22 protein-coding genes and 1 other annotated feature (1 of these 23 only partly in view) are annotated in these 23,833 nt (G+C 36.9%); of the genes, 3 read left to right on the top strand and 19 right to left on the bottom strand.

All coding sequences use genetic code 11. From position 1 onward, the window contains the following. Positions 1 to 210 (bottom strand) — a binding site (T-box leader) (it extends 45 nt beyond the left edge of the window). Positions 211 to 425: 215 nt separating this feature from the next. After that, entirely contained in the window at positions 426 to 1,388 is a 963-nt protein-coding gene (locus BN997_RS01505) for an L-lactate dehydrogenase (protein ID WP_042529018.1), read from the top strand. A 55-nt stretch (positions 1,389 to 1,443) separates the two neighbouring features. Here BN997_RS01505 and BN997_RS01500 read toward each other — a convergent pair whose 3' ends face one another. Further along, positions 1,444 to 2,211 carry a 2OG-Fe dioxygenase family protein gene (locus BN997_RS01500; protein ID WP_042529017.1) on the bottom strand — a complete coding sequence of 256 codons (768 nt, stop codon included), beginning with the start codon at positions 2,209 to 2,211 and terminating at the stop codon, positions 1,444 to 1,446. A 331-nt stretch (positions 2,212 to 2,542) separates the two neighbouring features. On the opposite strand from BN997_RS01500, the gene BN997_RS01495 reads away from it, so the two are divergent. After that, a complete protein-coding gene (locus BN997_RS01495; RefSeq protein ID WP_042529014.1) occupies positions 2,543 to 3,286 on the top strand; it encodes a spr1630 family ClpXP-sensitive toxin in 744 nt (247 codons plus the stop codon). 24 nt (positions 3,287 to 3,310) lie between these two features. Continuing rightward, positions 3,311 to 4,507, top strand: coding sequence for a spr1629 family repressor/antitoxin (locus BN997_RS01490; RefSeq protein WP_042529012.1), 1,197 nt, complete (start codon positions 3,311 to 3,313; stop codon positions 4,505 to 4,507). A 100-nt stretch (positions 4,508 to 4,607) separates the two neighbouring features. Here BN997_RS01490 and BN997_RS01485 read toward each other — a convergent pair whose 3' ends face one another. The 18 genes from BN997_RS01485 to BN997_RS01400 all read right to left on the bottom strand — a co-directional run bounded on the left by BN997_RS01485 (position 4,608) and on the right by BN997_RS01400 (position 23,809). Next, on the bottom strand, positions 4,608 to 5,585 hold the full coding sequence (locus tag BN997_RS01485) for a Gfo/Idh/MocA family protein (protein ID WP_042529010.1): 978 nt from the start codon (positions 5,583 to 5,585) through the stop codon (positions 4,608 to 4,610). Further along, the gene (locus BN997_RS01480; RefSeq protein ID WP_042529007.1) at positions 5,582 to 6,595 is read right to left on the bottom strand and encodes a Gfo/Idh/MocA family protein; all 1,014 of its coding nucleotides are present in this window, start codon (positions 6,593 to 6,595) and stop codon (positions 5,582 to 5,584) included. Before BN997_RS01480 ends, BN997_RS01485 begins: the two co-directional genes overlap by 4 nt. Positions 6,596 to 6,618: 23 nt before the next feature. Further along, positions 6,619 to 7,431 (bottom strand): carbohydrate ABC transporter permease, encoded by an 813-nt coding sequence (locus BN997_RS01475; protein ID WP_042529005.1) that lies wholly within the window; start codon positions 7,429 to 7,431, stop codon positions 6,619 to 6,621. Positions 7,432 to 7,445: 14 nt separating this feature from the next. Continuing rightward, positions 7,446 to 8,366: a carbohydrate ABC transporter permease gene (locus BN997_RS01470; RefSeq protein ID WP_042529003.1), complete on the bottom strand. Its 921-nt coding sequence runs from the start codon at positions 8,364 to 8,366 to the stop codon at positions 7,446 to 7,448. Positions 8,367 to 8,398: 32 nt separating this feature from the next. Further along, entirely contained in the window at positions 8,399 to 9,661 is a 1,263-nt protein-coding gene (locus BN997_RS01465; RefSeq protein WP_042529001.1) for an ABC transporter substrate-binding protein, read from the bottom strand. A 247-nt stretch (positions 9,662 to 9,908) separates the two neighbouring features. Next, the gene (locus BN997_RS01460; protein WP_042528999.1) at positions 9,909 to 10,892 is read right to left on the bottom strand and encodes a Gfo/Idh/MocA family protein; all 984 of its coding nucleotides are present in this window, start codon (positions 10,890 to 10,892) and stop codon (positions 9,909 to 9,911) included. Positions 10,893 to 10,901: 9 nt separating this feature from the next. Continuing rightward, a complete protein-coding gene (locus BN997_RS01455) occupies positions 10,902 to 11,726 on the bottom strand; it encodes a sugar phosphate isomerase/epimerase family protein (RefSeq protein WP_042528997.1) in 825 nt (274 codons plus the stop codon). A 10-nt stretch (positions 11,727 to 11,736) separates the two neighbouring features. Next, positions 11,737 to 12,972 (bottom strand): ROK family transcriptional regulator, encoded by a 1,236-nt coding sequence (locus tag BN997_RS01450; protein ID WP_042528995.1) that lies wholly within the window; start codon positions 12,970 to 12,972, stop codon positions 11,737 to 11,739. Between the two features lie 460 nt (positions 12,973 to 13,432). Next, entirely contained in the window at positions 13,433 to 14,989 is a 1,557-nt protein-coding gene (gene tnpC, locus BN997_RS01445) for an IS66 family transposase (RefSeq protein ID WP_052484861.1), read from the bottom strand. A gap of 97 nt (positions 14,990 to 15,086) precedes the next feature. Further along, positions 15,087 to 15,443, bottom strand: coding sequence for an IS66 family insertion sequence element accessory protein TnpB (tnpB, locus tag BN997_RS01440; protein ID WP_042528993.1), 357 nt, complete (start codon positions 15,441 to 15,443; stop codon positions 15,087 to 15,089). A gap of 452 nt (positions 15,444 to 15,895) precedes the next feature. Then, entirely contained in the window at positions 15,896 to 16,789 is an 894-nt protein-coding gene (locus tag BN997_RS01435) for a dihydrodipicolinate synthase family protein (RefSeq protein WP_042528991.1), read from the bottom strand. Between the two features lie 12 nt (positions 16,790 to 16,801). Next, complete coding sequence (locus BN997_RS01430) at positions 16,802 to 17,566, bottom strand: creatininase family protein (RefSeq protein WP_042528989.1); 765 nt, start codon at positions 17,564 to 17,566, stop codon at positions 16,802 to 16,804. Between the two features lie 12 nt (positions 17,567 to 17,578). After that, positions 17,579 to 18,550 (bottom strand): threonine ammonia-lyase, encoded by a 972-nt coding sequence (locus BN997_RS01425; protein ID WP_052484860.1) that lies wholly within the window; start codon positions 18,548 to 18,550, stop codon positions 17,579 to 17,581. A 13-nt stretch (positions 18,551 to 18,563) separates the two neighbouring features. Continuing rightward, on the bottom strand, positions 18,564 to 19,748 hold the full coding sequence (gene thrC, locus BN997_RS01420) for a threonine synthase (RefSeq protein ID WP_042528986.1): 1,185 nt from the start codon (positions 19,746 to 19,748) through the stop codon (positions 18,564 to 18,566). 4 nt (positions 19,749 to 19,752) lie between these two features. Next, on the bottom strand, positions 19,753 to 20,931 hold the full coding sequence (locus tag BN997_RS01415) for a M20 family metallopeptidase (RefSeq protein ID WP_052484859.1): 1,179 nt from the start codon (positions 20,929 to 20,931) through the stop codon (positions 19,753 to 19,755). A gap of 17 nt (positions 20,932 to 20,948) precedes the next feature. Beyond that, complete coding sequence (locus BN997_RS01410; RefSeq protein WP_042528984.1) at positions 20,949 to 22,025, bottom strand: alanine racemase; 1,077 nt, start codon at positions 22,023 to 22,025, stop codon at positions 20,949 to 20,951. Positions 22,026 to 22,044: 19 nt separating this feature from the next. After that, on the bottom strand, positions 22,045 to 23,316 hold the full coding sequence (locus BN997_RS01405) for a TRAP transporter large permease (protein ID WP_042528982.1): 1,272 nt from the start codon (positions 23,314 to 23,316) through the stop codon (positions 22,045 to 22,047). After that, positions 23,294 to 23,809 carry a TRAP transporter small permease gene (locus BN997_RS01400; RefSeq protein WP_052484858.1) on the bottom strand — a complete coding sequence of 172 codons (516 nt, stop codon included), beginning with the start codon at positions 23,807 to 23,809 and terminating at the stop codon, positions 23,294 to 23,296. The genes BN997_RS01405 and BN997_RS01400 overlap by 23 nt, the downstream gene beginning before the upstream one ends. Between the last annotated feature and the right edge of the window lie 24 nt (positions 23,810 to 23,833).

The following is a 23,833-nucleotide window of genomic DNA, read 5'->3' as shown; positions in this document are numbered from 1 at the left end:
TCATTCTGTTTCTGCATCGCTGCAGAAACCTCCATAAGCAACAGCAAATCATTGCTTTTCTCGATAACGGGAGCACCGGCACATCATCATATAACAATCCAATGTGCAGCTACGAGGCTTGCTTCAATATAGTTCCGCATCCTCCTTTTCAGCTTCCGGAGTTCTCTGTTATGCTTCCCTTATATTTACTCTTCTCTTCAACGCTTTTGATAGGATGTATCTCGAGTTTAGAAATATTATACATGGTTCCATAAAAATGACAAGTGTTATTTTATCACAGAGAAGAACAAAAACTCCGACTGAACGAAGTTTCGTTTCAAACTTCTATTTCCGAAATATTATAAAACTATTGACTTAAATTGTGTAATGGCTCACTGTTTAAGTATAGAATGATTCGTATACTACTTTAAAGGATGTGTTTATACATGACAGCAAATCATGGAAAAGTAAATCGCGTTGTATTGATTGGAGCCGGGTCTGTCGGTGTCAGCTATGCATTTTCACTTATAAACCAGGGTATTACAGAGGAATTAGCTATTATTGATTTATTCGCTGATAAAGCGCTTGGAGATGTATGGGATCTCAACCACGGGAAAGCGTTCGCTCCTTCTCCAACCAATGTTTGGCTGGGAGAATATCAAGACTGTAAAGATGCAGATATTGTTTGTATTTGTGCGGGAGCAAACCAAAAACCGGGTGAAACACGCTTAGACCTCGTTGAAAAAAACATGAAGATATTTAAAGGGATTGTGGATGATGTGATGGAGAGCGGCTTTGACGGCATTTTCCTTATCGCAACCAATCCTGTAGATGTCTTAACACAGGCAGTTATTGAATTCAGCGGTTTCCCTGCTCACCGTGTTGTCGGAAGCGGAACAACCTTAGACTCTTCCCGTCTTCGTTATAAGCTTGGAGAGTATTTCGATATTTCTCCAAAAGCAGTTCATGCCTATATCGTCGGTGAACACGGGGATACAGAGCTTCCGCTTTGGAGCAGAGTAACCATTGGTCCTGTTCCCCTGCAAACGTATTTAGATAATCATGACGATTATAACGCAGAAGACCTTGATCAGATCTTTGAAGAGGTTCGGGATGCAGCTTATCATATTATTGAGAAAAAAGGCGCCACCTTCTATGGTATTGCCATGAGCTTAGCACGAATTACCGAAGCCATTCTAAGAAACGAAAATATCGTGTTAACAACGAGCAGTTATTTACAAGGACAATATGGTGCAGAAGACGTATGCATCGGTGTTCCATCTATCATTAACCGTTCCGGCATCCGTGAAATTATTGAAGTGCCAATGAATGAAGAAGAACAGGAAAAATTTGCTCATAGTGTTCAAACGTTGAAATCTATTTATGAGCCTGCGATGAAGCGCATATAAAGTTTAAAAAACGTAATGTGAGAAAGGTTTTCCCGCCTCACATTACGTTTTTTATTTACTCCTCATCTACATCAGCTACAACGGTTTGCTGATAATCAATTAAAATAACAGAACGTACTCCAGCTTCTTCCGCATCTCCCTTTTCAATCGGACTGACATAATGCGATACTGCCGAATCCTCCACACCGTAGGATTCTAAAGGCTTCGTAATCTCAAAAATCTCTATCACATCATCCTGATTGACCGTATCAAACGTTTCTCCTGCCGCTTTAGGAATACCAATGGCGTTCGTACCGCCTTTGACATTTTCTCTTTTAATTAAATGGGCAAAGGTAAATGGCTCCCCATCCTGATGAAAACAGTTTGGTGAAGAAACAGCCTTATCCCAATCATTTTCTACGTACAGCTTCACAAAATGCACCCCGGCATGAATCGGCATGATCCGGTCTTCTTCCTTCCAGAACGTTTCCTGATAATCAAACAGAATTATTTTTTGCAATAGCTTATTATTCTGTATTTCTTTATCTATATAAGGGAATTCCCGATAAGAACCCGGATATTCCGGATTAAATTTCCCCTGGAAGTACGCAGCGTATTCCTCCCCATCCTTCGTCAGCGTCGGCAGCCATTCAATCTGACCAGAAGTTGGCAATACCAAAGCGCGTGAATATCTTCTATAACGATTTAAGTCTTTTGCATATTCATCGATAGGCAGATCCTCGAAATAATCCAATAAAGCTTGGTAATCTGCTTCTATCCCTTCATAGTCTAATTGCTGCATTAAATCATACCGCGCATAGCCATTCTTTTTTAAATTGCTCATCTATATTACTCCTTTTATCTTCATCGGTTTGCTTAAAAAATGGAATCCAAGTTATTATTTTAGATGATTTGGGTTGAAAAGACAAATGGAGTAAGGGGTATGTAGGTTTATGTATGGTGGCACAAAAAGAAAGCGTCGAATTCATAAAAGGACTATTAGCACCTTTACACAATAAAAAGAATTAAAAACCAAGTATCTTAATCATCCTTCAAAGTATAAATATATTTTCATATTTACTTTAAAAAATATTCGTTTTATCATAGATTTATTTTAATTACTCTATTATTATAGAGTTAGATGTTATTTAAAATTATGTCTTAGGGGTGATTTAATGGAGCAGCATAAATTTGATTCAAATGACAGTCTATTTATTGTAGAAGCTATTGTAGAAGGTTACCGAGATTATGTCGACCACCGGAAAGAACGACATCGCAATATGAAAATCAGCTCTGCTTTCGCTTGGACAAAAGGAAACTTTATAGAAAGCAAACTTGCTGAAAATAGTGGGAGCCTTCACTTATCATATAGACGTGCTAAAGCAGGTTTGACCTGGGATTATTTACAATTCATTCATGGGGATACAAAAAAACTCTTCTTAATTAAAAATGCAGCCTATTTTAATAAAGATCGTTTTTCTCAAGCGGTACTTCCAGGGAACATCAATCATAAAAAACCACAGAGAACTTACCTTCATGAGCTTTCAAAAATAAATAAGCATCTCGATTTTGCGGATACATCTAAGACTACGTACTATTCAAATGAAATGAGTGAACAACTTTCTTTATTTATACCCGATACCCAAGCAAAGGATGAGTTGACCCACTTACAAACATCTTATAATGAATTTCATATTCTTACTTATAAAATTGATGAAGCTTATCAAATATCTGAGATAATGCACTATCTTCCAAACCCTAACGATAACAGGGCTTATCTCATAGAAGACCTTTCGCAATATATCTCAGGAGCTGAATTAACGGATGAAGAAAGAGACATCATTGCCCCGGAACAGGATAATGATATAATTGACCCGGCAGCATTTGATATTGGCATCTTAGAAGAGGATCAAGAATAATTTTTACGACAAGGAGGGCAATAGATGTTTCAGGGTGAAAATCTAACCAATTTACGTATGATGCATGGATATTCACGCAAACAGCTCTCTGATATGTTAGGTATAACGGAGCAGGCAGTGTGGCAATACGAAAATAATTATACGTCACCAAAAATGCAGATAGTTAATGACTTAAAGAATATATTTCACGTGAAAAGTAAATATTTTTATAAAACGGATGTACTTCAAAACGCGAATAACCAGCCAAATATCAACATGATGAATATTGCTTATCGGTCAAAAGAAATCAATCTGATGTCCAAAACACAAACCGAAGCAAAACATATGGAATTTCTTGATCGATTCGTAGACTATTTATCCAATAAGATTTCTTATCCAACCCAGAAAATCATTCAGCTAAGAAACGAGATTATTCACGATTTAAATACTGCAACGGAGAGTAGACAAGAACAAATAACTGCAGCAGCTAATCTGGCACGCAAAAAACTAGGGCTTGATGAGATGACGAACAACAACCTGATGTTCCTAATTGAAAAAAGTGGTGTTTTTATTTTTGAAAAAGCCATCGGTAAAGAAATTGATGCCTATAGCTTATGGACGAAACAGGATAGACCTTTTATTATTTTGGGAAATTTAAAACGTTCTGCTGCTCGTCGTAATTTTGATATTGCTCATGAACTTGGTCATTTATTACTTCATTATCGTGTAGAGTTTACAAACTTAGATCGTACAGAGTATAAAGCGATAGAGAATGAAGCCAACCAATTTGCAGGAGCCTTTCTGCTTCCTGAACATGTAATGCAAGGAGAATTCCAGACAATTGCTAGACCAACAAACCCAGATGCTTATATCGATTTAAAGAAGAAATGGCTTGTATCTATTCAAGTTTTAGGGTATCAGGCATTGAATTTAGGCTTTTTAGATGCAAAAAAACATCGTAACTTCTATGCCGCGCTTCATCGAAAAGGTTATTTAAAGCAAGAACCGCTGGATGAGGAACTGCCTATCCAAAAACCCCAGAAAATCAAATCCATTATGGATTACGCTGTGAAGAACAGTATCATTGATATACAGCGTATGATGGATATCGATTGGATGGCTGAAATAGGTTTCTTTTACCAGCTAACAGGGATGGAAGAAAGCTTTTTTAGTCAGTACTTGCAGAAGAAGCAGGATTTTGAATTGGCTGATGTTGCTGAGATTACGTCGCATACAAGATAATCCTCGATAAGGTCTATAATTTCTGAAATTCTCTATAGTTCCTTAAAGTGAAACAAGACCTCATACAAAATGAATGTGTGAGGTCTTGTCAGCATTAAAATCATAATTCACTTAGCATTACTGCGGTTTTTCTAGCGGATGAGCGGTAGGCAGCCATAGCTACTTCCAAAGCTCTTAATCCATCTTCTCCTGTAATAAATGGATCTTTGTTTTCTTTGACAGCCTGGATAAAATTCTCTATCAATCCCTCATCCATATCATCTCCCCAGAAATTCCATTTAACGCCCTCTGAACTATATACATCCAGCTTCTGGGCAAAAGCATCCACAGAGAGCGTTCCTTTCGTTCCTATTATTTCTAAGGTAACGTCTCCCCAAGTTGGATAATCCTTATTACGAGACCAGCTGCAATCCAATGTCGCAAACATACCGTTATCAAATTCCATGGTTAACAGCCCAGTATCATCTATCTCCCCATCGGATAGTTTATCATCTATTTCAGCATACACCTCTGTTACTTCTGCGTTAGTAAACCAACGAATAAGGTCGACTACATGAACAGTATGGTCGATAACTGCCCCTCCGCCAGATTTCTCTTTCTGCACAAACCATCCTCCAGGATTAGTCCCTCTATTTGTACCTTTAACGGCAATAATATTACCTAAATCGCCCGTGTCTATCGTTTGTTTCGCATTTTGCACAGGCTTATTAAATCTTACCGGAAATGCCGTTTGTAAAATCACGCCTTTTTCCCGGCAAATCTTAATCATTTCTTCCGCATCCTTCACATTAGAAGACAAAGGTTTTTCGCAAAGTACATGCTTATTATGATTCGCTGCAGCTTTGACGTGTTCAAAATGTTTTTGATTCTCTGATGTAATAATTACAGCATCAATCGGTTCCTTTAATAAGTCATGATAATCCGAAAAGTATTTGGTATTAAACTGTTCTGCTGCGTCTTTCCCTCTCACTTCTTCTTCATCAGCAATACCATATAACTCTATCTCCGGCAAATTGTTTAAAGCATTTGCATAGCTATACGCATGTCCATGAGCAAAACTAATAATACCTACCTTCATTTTACTCCCTCCAAACTGGAATATTGTTTAAGATAAACCGGCTCTCCCGACTCAATCGATTGTAAAGCAGCTAATGAAATCTCTAGCGCTTTATAGGCGTCTTCTGCGGTCACTCTCGCTTCCTTTCCTTCTTTAATACAAGAAATAAAATGCTCTATTTCAAGATAATATGGACTATGCTGCGTTGGGCTGGATGGAACCGCTACCCCTACAACCTCATCAACTGATGCGCTTTTCTCTACTACAACAGGGCTGGCTGAAGTACTATCATGTTGAATAATCCCTTCCTTTCCGGCAATTTCTAACTTCGTATGGAAGTTCTGATGTGCCCAGGTGCCTTCCACATGAGCAATCACCCCGTTCTCAAACCGAAGTGTGATTAAGGAATATTCTAATTTTCCAGCCGCTCTTCCTCTGCTTGTTTTTGCATATACACGCTCTACTTCTCCAAAGCACCATCTTAAAAAATCAAAATCATGAATAACTGTGTCTAAAATCAAACCGCCGCTTTTAATAAAGTTTGCATACCAATCATTGGAGGCATTTGGAAATGCTCCTCCTCTCGTTGTTCTTGCAATTACCGGCTGGCCTATTTTTTGTGAATCGACTACTTCTTTTGCCTGGACATATTCTGGGAAAAAGCGTACCACATGGCCTACGAATAAGCGAACTCCCTGCTGTTCACAGAAATCGATCATCTCTCTGGCATCAGCCAGATGGCGGGCCAAAGGCTTCTCGCAAATAACGTGAAATTTATCTCTCGCCGCTTGCAAGACTGTCTCTTTGTGTAAAGGGGTAGGCAAACAAACAGATATGACATCAATATCTACAATCTGCTGCTTCGCTTCTTCATAAGAAGAAAACGCTTTAGTCCCACACTTGTCAGCCAATTGAGCAGCCTTTTCAAAATTCACATCAACAATTCCACATAATGTTACATCTTTCATTTCTGTATAAGCAGCAGCGTGGGCATTTCCCATTGTCCCTGCACCTAAAACTAAAATATTCATTTTTGTGCACCTCTTTCTATTAATTATCTTCTAACGCCTTGTAAAGCAATTCCTGAAACTAGATGTTTCTGTAAAAGAACAAACATAATCAGCATCGGAATAGTAGACAGTACAGCACTCGCCATCAGCAATGGATAATCCGTCGAATATTGCCCCTGAAATGCTGCAATACCTACTGACAGCATTCTCGTTTCTTCTGAATTCGTCATAACTAAAGGCCAAAGAAAATCATTCCAAGAAGCGAGGACCGTAAATATACCTAATGCAATTAATCCTGGTGTCGCGTTCGGCAAAATAATGCGCCAATAGATTCCAAAAAAGGAACACCCATCAATCGTTGCCGCCTCATCCAGCTCTTTCGGTATTCCTAAGAAAAATTGCCTTAACAGGAAGACGCCGAATGCGCTGAACATACCAGGAACAATCAAAGCATAGAAGGTGTCAATCCAGCCCAGAGACGTTAAAATTCCGTAGTTTGGAATTAGAATAATTTGCATTGGCACCATCAAAACAGATAGGACTACAATAAATATGACATTTTTTCCCGGAAAATCCATTCTTGCAAAGGCAAATGCAGCCAATGAGCACAAAATTAACTGTCCCAATGTTCTTCCTAAGGTGACCATCAGCGTATTAAAGTAATATCTCATCATATCGATACTTGCAAAAACGTCAAGGTAATTCTCTACTAGCCACTCTTCAGGAAAAATGGTAATCGGCACTTGCATTGCTTCTCCAAATGATTTTAGAGAAGTTAACACCATCCAAAGAAATGGTGTTACCATAATCACTGCACCAATAATCAGCACCAAATGAATCAACCACTTCTTATTCATACGCTTCCTCCTTATTATCCGTCATAATGCACCCATTTCTTTTGGAACGCGAACTGGAAAATAGTAATGAGTAGTATCATTAAAAACAGCAAAAATGCTTGTGCAGAAGCATAGCCCATTTGCGAATACTCAAACCCTGACTCATAAACTCCATATACAAGTGTACGCAATGGTTCTAATAAGACATGGCTGTCGCCGATCATGATGAATATCAGATCAAACACTTGTAAAGAGCTGATTATTCCAGTGATAAACACGAAGAACAATGTCGGTGTTAACAGAGGAATGGTTATCGTAAATAATTGTTTTAATTTTGAAGCGCCATCCATTTCGGCAGCTTCATAATAGGTTTCTGAAATCCCCTGCAAACCTGCCAGGATTAAAATAATGTTGTTTCCTACTGTCATCCAAACATACACAACAATAACCGATATTAACGCAATATTAGGATTGAACAGCCATGCAGGCTGCGGTAAATGGAGTAAGCCTAGTATATAATTAAGCAATCCATAATCTGTGTTGTATAACCACTTCCAGACCATCCCAACAGCAACCGGCATCGTTACCACCGGCAGAAAATAAAGGGTTCTATAGACGATCATTCCTTTAATTTTTTGATTCAGCAATATGGCAATCCCCGTGGCCAGCATCACCGCTAACGGCACGGAAACCAGCGTAAATACGAGTGTGTTAACCATGCTTCTGATAAAAGAATCTGTTTGAACCAGCCTTATCAGGTTGTCCAAACCAATAAACTCGGGAGGGTTAATCCCATTCCAGCTAGTGAAAGACAAGCCAAAAGAAGCAAGAGCCGGCATCAAATAAAATAGGAAGAGCCCTATTACAACAGGAGCGATAAATAGATAAGCCCACATCGCTTCCTTACGCTTACGCCTGCTTCTTTTCGGTTTCATAAGCACGTTTGAATCACTCATTCATTAGAAACTCCCTTCTTACAGAAAGATTTTTATTCATTTATCTGTTCTGATTCCAAGATGATATCCATCTCTCTGGCAACATTGTCCAAAGCTTCCTTCATTGATTTATAGCCCAAAAATGCTCCTTGAATTTCTGCCTGCTCAATATCCTGCCACTGTATTGTGTTTTGGGAGACAGGGTAGGGAAATGAAACTTCCTGTGCGTCGATAAATACCTGTAAATCCAATTCAGGCATGGAATCTACCCATAAATCACTCATGGATTCCTGCGCAGGGATACTAAAGCCTGATTCAGCAATAAACTGATTCCCTTTTTCGCCAGTCAAATGCTTGATTAAATCCCAAGCCAACTCTTCTTGCTCGGTGTCCCCATTCATAGCCCAGCCAATCCCATGTGCAATAGAGCCCTCTTCCTTTCCTGCCGGTAATGGAGCTACTCCTAACTCATCCCCAAGCTCACTGTAAAACATCTCCGCGTTCACAGAGATTTCAGGATGCATTGCTATCATTCCTGACATAAACATATCGCGGGGATGGTTTTCAATTTGTGTCTGTACAGATGGTGAAATCCCCTTATCTATCAAATCCTGTGTAAAAGTAAGTGCTTCTTGCGCTTCTGGTGAATTAAAACCTGAATGGGTCTTGTCTTCATCAATCATGTAGCCGCCAGCCTGTGGAATTAAGTTATAATAGCCAGCCTGGTTACTTACAACATAGGCTGTATATCCATAAACTCCCTCCTCCTGATCAGCCAAGATATCTCCCTTTTCTTCAATATCCTCCCATGTCCAGGTTTCATCCGGATATTCCAGACCAGCCTCATCAAATAGTCTTTTATTATAAAACAAACCTACAATATCCGAGAAATATGGTGCAGCGTATAAGTGATCTTCATGAGAATATAAATCTATCATAGAATCGAAATAGGCATCCTTGGAAAAATCACTATCTTCTTCAATAAATGGCTCCAAATCTTTGATTAGCCCATAAGAGGCATATTCAGAAAAATTAGGTCCATTCATCCAAAAGACATCTGGTCCGCTCCCTCCCCCTATACTGGTTCGTAATTTCGTGAAATAGTTGGCATAAGGTGTATAGGTTACGTTCACCTCAACATCTGGATGCTCCTTATTAAATTCTTCAATAGAGGCATCCACTGCACCGCTTATGTTTTCATCCCACAAGGCTACTTCCAGCGTTTTTTTACTGCCGCCTTCTGTATCATTTCCACAACCTGTTAAGATACCGACTAATGTAATCATTAGAAATATGGTGCATACTCTTTTCCCCATTCTATCTCCTCCAAAAGGGTTTAATAATGTTTTGCCAGGAATATAATGAGCCACAACTTGCTTGACAGCATTTTCAAATCACAGCCTTCGACAGAAAAAAATGAATGTCCTCCTTCATAGCAAATTCACACGCTTTTGTGAAGCGCTTTCAAAATACGTTTATAACCTTTTAAATCACTCTTTCAAAATCTTTTAACATGGTGACAGCCTCTATTGATTATCACTTCGATAAAACAGAATTACTTATTCAGCTTCCTGTTTTAGTGATTGGAATTACATTGTCTGTTTTTTGAGATTCATTAGCCGCCAGAGTTGCCTCTAAAGTTTTCAAGCCATTCGTATAATCTGATAGAATGTTTTCTGTCCTTCCAGTCAAAATCGCTTCAATAAACGCATTATCTTGTTCTTCATAGAAATCAACTTCTGAACTATAGGTGATTACATTCTCCTCTTCAAAGATAGTAAGCTTTGTTCCATCAATCATTACGCGAAAATTCTTCCCTAATAATTCTACGCCCATACGATGATCCTTTTGAGTGAAGGAACAGTCTAAATGTCCAATAGCACCATTTTCGAATGTAAAGTTGACGGAACTCACATCTGGAATATCAATATTCTCAATATCCTCTGATACTCTTAATGCCATATTGGCATAAACCTTCTTAAAATCTCCGTTTAAGTAACGAATAAGGTCCACGATATGTGTAGCCTGCTCTACCAATTGTCCTCCTGACTTTGACATCGTACGGTACCAGGGAGTTTCCACAAAAGAAGATAGGTAATACCCGCGTACCATAGCTATTTCTTTACCTGCTAAATATTCTTTGGCCTTCTGCACAGTATCCAAGTATCGTAAGCAATAACCTGTAGCACAAATAACACCTGATTTCCGAATAACCTTCTGTTTCGCGTACACCTCTTTCATATTTAGCCCGACAGGTTTCTCAACCATTAAATGAATTCCTTTTCTCACTATTTTTTGCTCCAAGTCTTTGTGGGCAAATGGTGGAACACAAAGGAAAACAACATCCAGCGTTTCTTTTTCTAACATATCATCCGCATCCGTATAAGCTCTTGCTCCTATTTCTTCAGCTGCCCTAACTGCATTTACTTCGGCAATATCGCAGACTGAAATAATATCTACACTTTTGTGCTTTTTCAAAATATTTAAATGAGTAGCTGCAACTCCTCCTATTCCAATAAACCCTGCTTTTAATTTCTTTATTTTCATCTCCTCCTATCAACCTGCGTCAATAATTAATTCAATATGTTTGGCAGTATCGTCTGCTAATGCTTTCGTATCCAGCTTATATGGAGATAATTCTGCGGTAAGCGGACCCTTATAACCTAATTCTTTTAATGCTTTGCTAACTGCCTGCCAATTAACATCTCCAGCTAATAACGGAACAAATCCTGTAATATTTCCCACGCTTGTATTGAAATCTTTGACATGAACTTTACAGATGCGGCTGCCTAAAATTCGTATCCACTGCTCTGGATAACCAAACTGAAGAACATTTCCTATATCAAAATATACGCCAGCATATTCAGAATCTAATTCATCCACATAACGGGACATCTCTAGCGGAGAAAGTAAAAATTTATTCCACACATTTTCAATCCCTATATGTACCTGGTGCTTTTCTGCCAGCGGCAACACTTTCCGCAGCTCCTTTTGACTGCGTTGATAGCATTGATCATAAGTAACTTCCTCAGATACAATGCCTGGTACAACAAGTACTGTATCCACATCCATTGCAGTTGCTAATTCAATTTGTTTTTCAACGATGGCTCTACCCTGTGCTCTGACAGCCTCATCTGGTGAAGATAACGGAAACTGCCATAATAATGCTGTAGATATACTTTTAATTTCCAAATCATATGTTTCTATGAGACTTTTAATTTTTTTGGCATCATCTGAACTTGAGTCCACCGTTAAACCAATTCCACCTGAGGGATTCACATTTAATTCAACTGTTTCAAAACCAGCTTCTTTGCTATATTCCAGTACTTTCTCCAAACTAGTCTCTTCCGGATAACACCATTGATTAATACCCTTTAACATACGATTCCTCCTACAAATTTGTTTTTAATCCACGATTGTCATGTGTAAGCTTAAATTGAAATTTATCTTGAAGTAAAACAGAAGCAGCACCAACCATTTCAAATTCTTTTCCTAATGATGATGTGGTAATATCCACATCTTGATAAAGCGTTTTTAACGTTTTGTCTTTGATTTTTTGCTGTACAGCGTCTATCAATATTTGATTTTGGTTGGTAACATCTCCACCTAATATAATTACTTCCGGATTAAAGAGGTGAACTAAATTAACTACTCCCGCTGATAAGTATTCAGCAATTTCATCATTAATTGCAACAGCCAAGCCATCCCCAGTGTGCACTGCCTCAACAAATTCAGACGGGGTAATAAACAGCTTGTCACTTGTTAAATAAGTTGTTAAAATAGTTTCTTTTCCTGCCTCAATCTCTTTCATTATTTTCTTCGATGTAGCTGGCCAGCTTATATAATTTTCGATGCATCCTTTATTTCCACAACTGCAAAGCTCACCATGATAATCAATACTGGTATGGCCAAATTCACCAGCTCCTCCACTTTCACCGCGGGACAGCATGTTGTTTACAATAACGCCGGAACCAACACCTTCGCCAATCGTTATATAAATGAGATTCTCCACCTCTTGAAAATGACCAAAATTCTTCTCAGCTAAAACGTATGCATTTGTATCATTATCAAGCCAAGTTGGCAGATTAAAATGCGCTTCAACCGAATCCCGCAGGTAAACATCCTCTAATAACAAAACTGGATTATAATGGACTACACCTTTTTTAGAATCAACAATTCCTTGAATAATCAGCGAAATACCAATACATTGTCTATCGTCCTGCTGTGCAGCGTAGAAATCCTCCAATAATTGAAGCAGATAATTTATTAAAGCTGCACCTGTATAACCGTTAGTAGGATATACCTTTTTCATATTTATCTTTGCTTCTAAATTCATATCCGCAATTGTTATTTTAGAATAAGAAATAGATACACCGATTAAATAGTGGTTATCTGGTGAAAAGTTTAAAAGAATCGGCTTTCTCCCTCCACTGGACGTTCCTGTGCCACCTTCTACTACATAGCCTTCATTGATGAGCTCAGCTACAGCAGATGTGACAGTGGTAGGGCTGAGCTCATTCTTTTTAGCAATTTCACTTCTCGATATAGAGCCATATTTTCGAATTGTTTCTAAGATGATAGAACGATTTAATTCTTGTATCAGCTTCAGATCTCCAGTCCTCTTCATAGTTATTCACATTCCTATCTATATTGAAATAATCACTTTTATAAATTTGAATTCCCCCAAGATTCATCTAAGCTAAATGCTATTGTTTTATAAACCCTTAAGAATAAATTCACTTTAAATATATGAACAAACATTACTTTTTCCAATGGAATTATTAAGTATAGAAACTATAGCATTTAATTGTAAGCGTTGTCAATTAATTTTTAGAATTTTTTAATCAGTCAATTATTTGAGTTAATTAATGCCTGCTATAGTAGCAGATCAGAGAAGGATATAGCAGCATCATAATGAGGTTGAGATTCTGAGCAATAAAATACTAAAACAACTCCATCTGTTCCGAATCATTTTCCCCATCTTTTTTTACTCAATCTTTTTTAAAAGTAAGCGGGAAATAATATGACGCCATGACAAATAGCCCTAAAAGGAGTAAACTTTTTGTAAAGAAGCTCCATTAGGGCTATTATGCTCGTTTTATATGTTTTGAAAGTGGCTTCACCTTGGCTTGGATATAAGGACTCCATGGAAAATAGTTTTCCCATTGTTCCGAGTCTTGAAAAATATTAAGCTGGGGAAGTTCCGTAAATAAAACGGTTAAGTATTCAAACGGATCAATTCCATTTTCTTTAGCTGTTTGGATAACACTGTATCCAATGGTATTCGCATGAGCTCCAGCTACGCTGGTTGAAAAATACCAGTTTTTACGTCCGACGGTGACAGGCCGAATGGAACGTTCTGCGAGATTATTACTAATGAAAAGGCGTCCGTCTGTTAAAAAGCGTTGAAGGGAATCCCTTAACTTTTGTGTATAATCCACAGCTTTTTGTAAAGGACCTTTCATTGTAACGAGAGCGTCCAGCCATCCCCAAAACTCCTTCAGTAACGGCTTGCTTTCCAGCTGGCGTTGCTGCAGGCGTTCCTCTGGAGATAAATCTTTCCATTGCCTTTCCAGCTTGAAAAGCTGGTCACAGTAATGGACGCCGACAGCGCCTTGTCCATTTGAATCATTGGTCTCTAAAAACTTTCTCCGAACATGCGCCCAGCACGTTTGAAGCTGCACATCTTCTAATTTTTGATAGACGGAATATCCATCACAATGAAGAAGTCCTTGAAATCCTTTGAGAAAGGTTTCTGCTACTTCAAACCGGCGTGTCTCAGAAGAATGATAAAGAATAATGGGATGTTTTGCGGTTTCCGCTGTTCGAAATAACCATATCCTCGCATCGGCTGTAGCTGGCTTTTCATCTGGTCGGCGTAAAATTTGATAGGTCGTTTCATCAGCGGAGAGCACAGGTTCCAGAAGCAATTTTTCTCTCATTTGTTGGTACAATGGCTCCAGCCATTCTTCGGAACTTCGAATCGCCCAGTTTGCCAACGTTCGCCGGGAAACCTTCAACCCATATCTTGCCCATTCTTTTTCCTGACGATGATAAGGAATACTCATCTCTAATTTTTGATAGAAATTCCAAGCTAAAACGCTTGGTCCAGCTAAGCTTTTGGCTAAGGCAGGTTCCGGTGCTTTTTGTCGGAGAATGTGATTTTGACCGGTTTTCTTACAGGCTAAGCATTCATAAGCATGTTCATAATGTACATGTTTTACTAAATGAGCTGGGATAAACTCTAACTCCGTTCGAGCTTCTCGCTTCCCAAGATGTTTTAATGGGCTGGCACAGCACGAACAGACCTGGCTATCGGACGGAAGAGTGTGTTCTTCCACCACGATAGGCAAGTCTCTTGTGATATCGGCCCGCTGCCCTTGATATTTTTTTCGCTGATAAGAGATGGTCTCTATTTCAACGGCTTTGTCTGCAGGTTGCTCTGCCTCGCTAAAAGGGGAATTATTGTCTTCTTCGAAGAAGGAGAGTTGACCTTGAGGATTCTTTTCGGATGATGTTCCAAATAGTCGACGATTCATATTGGTCAGCTGGTTAATCAGCTGTTCAATTTGTTTTGCTTGTTTTTCATTTTGAATTGTCAAATGTTCGATTTGTTTCATCAGCTTCTTTTCCAATTCTGTCAACGTATTCACCCCCTGTGTCCAAATAATTTCTTTTATCGTACCACACTTTATCAAAAAGGGAAGAAAAAATTTTTAAAAAAATTTCTCTCCCCCATGATTAAGTGAGGACACCTAATTTGGCAGGTTGAATTTTTTGTTTTTGATAGATGGAAAAACCGTCAAACAGCCACTCGATTTGTTTTGGTGTCAGTTTTTCAACGTCGGTTTGCGAACGCGGCCAAGTTAGCTTTCCCTGATCGTATCGCTTATAAAGTAAATAAAAACCTTCTCCATCAAACCAGAGAGCTTTAAATCGATCCGTCCTTCTCCCGCAGAATAGGAAAACAGATTCATCTAAAATATCTAATTGAAATTGACTGGTGATTACGGAAGCCAGACCATCAATGCCTTTGCGAAGATCTGTATAGCCACAGACTAAATAACAATTTTTCATCTGGGAGAAGTCAACCAGCATGGTGGCACACCTCCTTTATCAAGGCTACTGCCAACGTTTCCTGACACCCTTCAAAAATTGTTAGCTGTAGAGAATGACAAGAAACTTCCGCTACTGGATTTATAGGCGTAGAGGAAGATGATGCTGGGATCGTTACGGGAACAATCGGGTTTTCCTTCATGAAAAAACTACCTCCTGTTACTTGTTAAATCCAAGTATAGAGGTAGTTCCGTTATAATAGAATGCGGTCTATTATTTCCCGCTTACTTTTAAAACGATAGGTGTAGACAAAAATGGTATAAAATCATTAAAAACTACCTCTATACTTGGTAAATCCAAGTATAGAGGTAGTTCAGGAAAAATACTGTATATTCTATTTTTCTTAGCTCGTCATTCAACACTTTGATAAAACTTAAATCTATTACTTATCTTTTAAAGTGATACAATAATTACCATTTCACAATTTTTGAATACTAGGATATATTTTTTAATGCTCTTTCTATAAAATTTTTACTTTCTTGATTCAGACTTTCATACGGTCCGAGAGAATCACTCTGTATATCAAAACCTTTGAGTTTAAGGCCTTCTTTTATCACAGATAGTATTTGATAATCCTGATTGTATATCTTAGTCAGTTGAATAATCTGCTGACTATAAATCTTTATTTTTTCTAAATCATTAGATTTAAAAGCCTCGTATAATCCAACAAATAATTCTGGGGCTATATTTCCGGTACCAATAATTCCACCATCTCCTCCAAAAAATAACGTACTAGTTAAATGCTCATCATACCCGCATAGAACAGAGAAATATGGGAACTCATTCTTAACTTGAGTGATAACATCTTTTATATGTGTTATCGAGTTAACAGTTTCTTTTATTCCAACGATATTAGAATTCCTCTTTACTAACGTCTTTATTAAAGAAGGGGAAAGATCCTGACCAGTTCTATCAGGGAAATTATATAATATCATAGGAATAGAAATACTATCAGCTATAGATTCAAAATAATTTAAGAGCTCTACATTATTCAATTTAAAATAGTATGGATTAATAGATACAACACCATCTCCTCCAACTTTTTCCACAAACTTGCTTAAGTGAATTGATTCAGTAATTGTATTGCTTCCTGTACCAATTAATACAGGCACTCTTTTATTTACGTAATTCACAACAAAATCTGTAATTTCTTCTTTCATTTTTAAACTCATTTGGCTAAACTCGCCAATACTTCCCAGAAAGAACAGACTATCTACATTAGAATCAATTAAATAGTCAATTATTAGCTTGGCTACATCTTGGTCAAAGTTTCCTTCCTTACTAATTGGCGTTACTACTGGAGGAATAATCCCGGAGAACTTATCCATTTTCTCAACTCCTCAAACAAAATAGAAGTTTATTAAATCGCTAAATTCTTTACATAGGTTTTCTACAATCTTTTTACCAGTTTCTTTATTTGCTACAGAAGGTTTTCCAATTTGTCCGCCTTTACTATAACTTTCAAAGGGCTTGTATATACTAATTTTATTTGGAGCAAACATATCTACATTATGAAACGGCTGAACAGGCAACATCACATCTTGAATAGAATCCCTTCTCACATCATCTTCATTAAAGTAATACTTTAATGAAGTTTCCAGTTCTCCTGCATGCGCCATTCCATTTACTGGCGACTGTCTTATTTCACCTATCTTATCACTAAGCAAATCCCAATAAGTAAAATACACCATCTGAAGATTTTTATACTTTAATTGGATTTCATCTAGAATAGTTTTCAAAATTGAAATATTTCCACCATGACCATTGAGTAATATAATCTTATTTATTTTATGTTTCAATAAACTTTCAACAATATCAGTAATAACGTATACCATTGTTTTTTGTCTAATACTTATGGTACCGCAAAAATCCAAATGATGGTGAGAAAACCCGGTCCATACAGTTGGCGTAACTATTATATCTTGTATACAATTTTCCGCTAAAGATTTTGCAACTTTTTCTACCAAGTCCATATCTGTGTCCAAAGGTAAATGGGCGCCATGCTGTTCCAGTGCACCAACTGGAATAATTATTATGGGGTCTTTTTTATTAATAACATTCTGTAGCTCATATGTGGTATAGTCACTTAATAAGTACTTATCCAAGATTATCACCCCCTAATTTAGTAAAGCTTTAAAACGCTGCTCATCAATATTGGAGCCACTTCCTATCAAAACGGTTTTTTTCTCTATATTGATTTTACTTTCTATTATGCTAGCTAAAGTAACTGCCCCCGCTCCTTCAATTAATAGTTTTCCTAAAAATAAAAATTCCTTTATTGCCTTCTCAATTGTATCTTCTTTCACAGTTACAATATCATCTACCCAATGTTTCATCATATTGAATAGATATTTTTCAGGTTGTTTTAATGAAAGCCCATCTGCAATCGTATTGGGCTTCTCTATGTTAACAAGATAGCTTCTTTTCCAACTTTTGTAATAAGCGTTCGATTTTTCGGGCTGTACACCTATAACTTTCATTTCTGGTTTTAATGATTTAAGAGCAATAGCTATTCCAGATATAAGGCCTCCACCGCCAATTGGTACAATCACTTGATCTATATCTGGCATCTCTTCCAATATCTCCAAGCCAATTGTACCTTGACCTGCAACAATTTCACAATCTGCGACGGGGTGTATATAATAATAGTTTTTTTCACTAGATATTTTCTGAGCCTCTTTGTAAGCTTCATCATAATTTTCCCCATGAATAATAACCTCTGCGCCTAGTCTTTCACAAGTCAAAATTTTAATTTGTGGCGTTTGTTCTGACATTACTACCGTGGATTTTAAGCCTAACAGCAAGCTGGAAGATGCCAGACTAATGGCATGGTTCCCAGCTGAAGCGGTAATACAATGGCTAACCTGTCCATCTTCTTTTGCCTTTAAAATCTTGTTTAATGCCCCTCTTATTTTAAAAGAACCAGTAGGCTGTAATCCTTCTGGTTTTATATAAATAGGAAAGCCATACTTCATATTTAATATTTCTGAAGTTATCACTTTTGTAGACACATCCACATATTTTTTTATCCTTGTTTCTGCTTTCTTAATATCATTAATTGTAGGATTTTCTAAGCTCTGACCTAGCACGTTAAGCATCCTCCTAAATCAATCGGTTAAGTTCTTCCATAACTGGTTCAATAATCGGAATGGTATAACTTTCATTAATAGTATTCATATCCTTTAGCCCATTTCCAGTTAACAGCAATGTTACTGAAGCATTTTTTATATTTTCCAATTTTGAAAATTTTTCAAACCCAGCAAGTGCAGCTGCTCCAGATGGTTCAACAAATATCCCTTCATCCTTAGCAAGATTTTCTTGTGCCCTTATGATTTCTTCATCCGTAATACTTAAACATGCCCCATTGGATTTACGAATCGTATTCAACGTATAAGTCCCATCCTTCGCATATCCTCTTAAACCGTCTCCAATCCCGCCAGCAATAGTTTTAGGATCTGGTTCAGAAATTACATATACTTCATTATTTTCAAAAGCTCTTGAAATTGGTGAACATCCTTCTGCTTGGATACCAACCATTTTGGGGATGGGGTCATTTTTTCCATATATCTCTTTTAACTCCTTAAAACCTTTATAAATACCGACTAACAGTGGTCCGGCACCGATAGGAACAATAACATAATCAGGCCAATTATCTGATTGTTGATTAATTTCATAAGCTACACCTTTATCTCCCTCCCACGTATAAGGATTGATAAAAGTTGTTGTTAAATTATATACTTTTTCTTCCTCACTGTATTTCAGAGCCAATTCAAAACTATTACTATATGGTCCTTTAACTTTAATAATATTAGCTCCGTAAAACTGAGATTGTTTTACTTTCTCATCAGGTGTACCCTCCGGGACTAAAATAGTGGAGCTCAAACCGAATTTAGCAGAATAGGCAGCAACAGATGCTGCACCGTTTCCACTTGATGCAACAATTACTTTTTTATAACCAAAATCTAAAGCTTTCTGTATGCCTGCCGCAACAGGCCTGTCTTTAAAAGACCCTGTCGGGTTCATAAATTCACACTTGCCAAAAATCTTATTTTCTCTTAATCGATTAGAAGTCTTACTAAGCTCTAACAGGGGAGTATTTCCTTCTCCAAGAAGACTTTCAATTTTTTCATCGTGAAAAATATATTCTTGTTTCATTCCAGCTATAGACTTTGTCAGGTTTTTGTATTGAACTTCCAGAATTCCATTGCATGACAGACAATTATAAATAGGTCTTGGATTAAATTCTCTTTTACATTCAGTACAGCTTAAAAAGTAATTCAAAGACATATAATCATCCCTTATTGTTTAATAGACTTATACAAATCTCAATAAATAGTTTCCCAGCCTTGATTACCTCTGATTTGTGAACACGTTCATTAACAACATGAGCTTGACTTAAAGAGCCAGGCCCAAATATAATTGTAGGTATTCCTTTATTTATGGAAAAAAAAGGCGCTTCACATGTTGCTTCAAATGATTTAATTTTAACTTTTTCATTATATTTTTTTGTAGTATCATAAATAAATTTCACAAAATGATGATCTTTTTCAATCAGGCTAGCAGGTAAAAAAATATAATTTTCCAGTTCAAAATCTACTTCGCCCTCGTGGGTTAATATTTTTGTATATTCTTCATTTACTTCCTCTATGGTTTCCCCAGGAAGTAATCTTCTGTCTATCTCAACAATACACTCATCGGGTATAATATTACCTGCTGTACCACCATGAATAGTGGTGACATTACTTAATGCGCTCCCTAAAAATTTATTTATCTTCTCTTTCTTTATTCTTCTTCCCCAATCAAATAAAAGAGGCAACAAGCTATTCATTTTTTCGATTGCATTATCTGGATGCGCAACATAACAGGAGTGACCTGCAATTCCTCTCGTTTTTAAATTATATCTTGCTGTTCCTCGGTGTCCAATTGCAATATCAAGGTTAGTCGGTTCACTTATGATTGCATAATCCGCTGAAATATCTTCTTCTAAAAATTGTTTCATTCCTAAATTACTTATTTCTTCGTCTATATTAAAAAAAAGTATTAGTTTTCCTTCTTTTGGATAGCCTGATTTTTTTAAACATATAGCAGCATATAACATGGAAGATACTCCCGCCTTCATATCTGATGCGCCTCTCCCATAAATATACCCTTCTTCATCTTCGTAAGCGCTAAAAGGATTATGCTCCCAACCTTCTCCTACCGGTACTGTATCAATATGGCCGTTATAAATTAAAGTTTTCCCTTCCACTGAACCTTCTAATTCCGCATAAACATTTGGCCTTTTATCATTAATATAAACAAGTTTATTTTTAATTCCCTCATTATTTAATATATTTTGAATTTTTTTCGCTATCCCCTCTTCATAATTCCCTGGATTTTCACTTGGTATTTGAACAAGTTCTTTAAAAATTCTAATCTGTTCCTTTTCATTATAATCGTCTATAAGCTTTTCAATAGTTAGATTCAACACGTATGAAAGACTCCTTTTTAATAATTTCTTCCTCTTGCATCCACTTCTATTGATTTTAATCCTTTTCCATCATCTATAAACACTTGATTAAATAGATTGGGAACAACACAAGCATGATTAGGAATTATTTCGATTTCATCTCCAATTTCCAATTTTTCTTTATTTGAATCATATTCAATAAAACCATGTTCTTCATTTAATTTTAGAAGCTTTAAATTGGGTCTATTATATATATAGCCGTATTCATCACCTTTTAATGGCTGATCAGATGTCAATGCTTTTGATCCTGCATCTATAGTCGCTTTACCGGGTAAAGGCTTGCTAACAACTTTAGCTATAACTTTAAGTGCACACTGTTCTATTTCTACTATTCCTAAATGAACCGCATTCATATCGAAAAAGATATAGTTTCCTGCTCTGGATTCTGTTATACCCTCAAGTTGTTCAGCCTCCATGGATGAGACAGTTGATCCACCTGATAAAACGTCCACTTTTATACCATGTTTTTCTAGCTTTTCTCTTTCACTTATTAGAATAGAAGCTTCTTTTTTGGCATGTTTTGCATGCAAACTATTTTCATATTGATAAATATGACCATAGTAAGTAAAAAGACCTTTAAAAGTTAACCATGGGTTACTGTTTATTTCTTCCACAAAAGATAATACATCTTCCGATTGGATGCCTTCCCGATGACCTCCGCTATCAACATCCACAAGGATATGAAGAGGGCGTTCGAGACGTTCTCCCACCTTCGCTAATCCTTCTATCCCAAGTTTGCTGTCAACAATTGTTATAAACTCAACATCATGGCTATGGAGAACATTGTAAAGCTTTTCCCAATGTTCATCTCCTATTAAAGGCATAGCTAAAAGGATATTCTTTATCCCTCCTTTAACCATGACTTCCATCTCAGATAAAGAAGCACAAGTAACTCCTATCGCTCCCATATCCAGTTGTAATTTAGCTAATTCAATATTTTTGTGTGGCTTTATATGTGGTCTATGATCAATATCATATTTTCTTAATTGATTAATCATAAACTGAATATTGGCTTTTACTTTATTTAAATTAATTTTCACATAAGGGGTAATCATATAAAATCCATACTCCTCTCTATAATAATAAATTTGGAATCCATAAAGTTAGTTCGGGTATAAAGGTTATCAACATTACTACTGCAATACCTGTTACACCAAAAGGTATTAAATCTTTTATGGTATCTTCCATTTCTACTTTTGCTAAGTGTAATGAAATAAATAGTGTGGTCCCCACAGGAGGTGTAAATAGACCTAATGCTAATGTTACCAACATAATCAACGAGAATTGAATAGGTTCCATCCCCATACCAGTTGCAATCGGAAAAAATATTGGGATAAAAATAAACAAGTTAGGTACTAAATCCATAACCATTCCAAATAAAAACATAATTAACACCATAATTATCAATAAAGTCCAGTTCGGCAACCCAGAATCAAGTAAAGCATTCGATATTAATTGTGGGACTCCTTCATTAATCAATACCCAAGTGAAAATAGAAGCTGCACAAACAATAATCATTACTGACGCCGTAGAATATACACTATCTCTTAATGCAGCTAAAAAATCTCTCCATTTTAATGAACGATAAACAAAAAACGCAATTATAGCTGCATAGATCGCTGCTACTGCAGATGCCTCAGTTGCTGTTGCCACCCCCATCACAATTACTGCTATTAAAACTAGCGGTAACAATAATGCCCATAAAGCATTTACAAATGATAAAACAATTTCCTTAACAGTAGTTTTTTCACCCTTCGGATATCCTCTTCTAATTGCTATAATAATTGTGACGGCTAGGTATGTAAAACCTATTAGAAATCCAGGAATGATACCTGCTAAGAACATTTCTGCTACGGAAAGGTTTGCTAACCATGCAAGAATAATCATTGTACTGCTAGGTGGAATAATAATACCTACAACAGAGCTAGTTGCATTAATAGCCGCTGAAAAAGAAGCAGAATATCCTTTTTTCTTCATTTCTGGAATCAATACACTTCCTACAGAAGCCGCATCAGCTACTGACGAACCTGATACACCGGCCATTCCCATACTTGTCACAACAGATACGCATCCTAGCCCACCCGGGAGTCTTCTAACCAAAGAGTCTGCTACGTTAATTAATTTTTGAGCTATCCCTCCATACACCATCAAATTCCCAGCTAATACAAAAAAGGGTACTGCCAGAAAAGCGAAGGATTGAGTATTAGAAAAGAATCTCTGTGCCACAGTAGAAAGCGGAATCCCTTCAACCAAAATGAAAAAAATCGATGAAGCACCCATTGCAAACGCAATTGGAGTTCCAATTACGATGAGAAGGAAAAAACTAATTATCATTAACCAAATCATCGAGCTCCTCCTCCTTGTCTTTATTCAATATAATTTGAACAATCTGTGCTATTATTACTAAGGAACTACCGGCAAATGATACAACCATGGAAAAGTATAGCCAAAATCTCGAAACATTAATGATTGGTTCCATAATGTTTGCCACATCATTCGATAATCTATAACTTGAAAATAACATCAATACTGAGAAAAAAAGCATCACTAACTTATTAATCAATTTAACACCTTTTTTAGTCTTAGAAGGAAGTTTATTTAACAAGAAATTAACGGAAATATGCTCGTTGTTTCTAGTTGCACCAACAATTGCTAAAAATACCATCCAGGGGAAAACTACTCCTGTTAACGGTGTTACAAAAATTAAAGAAGTATTAAATAAGGCCCTGCTAAGAACTTCAAAAGCTACAAGTAATGTTAAAATCACTAATAATATATTAGAAGCACCGAGCAGAATTTTGAATATTCCATCAATAATTGGTTTCAACTTTGATATCATTTTTAAATCTCTCCTTATTGAAAC

This window comes from Oceanobacillus oncorhynchi, from assembly GCF_000821065.1.
Classification (GTDB): Bacteria; Bacillota; Bacilli; order Bacillales; family Amphibacillaceae; genus Oceanobacillus; species Oceanobacillus oncorhynchi.
Note: the sequence above shows the minus strand (reverse complement) of the source record. Positions and strands in the feature narration are given on the sequence as shown.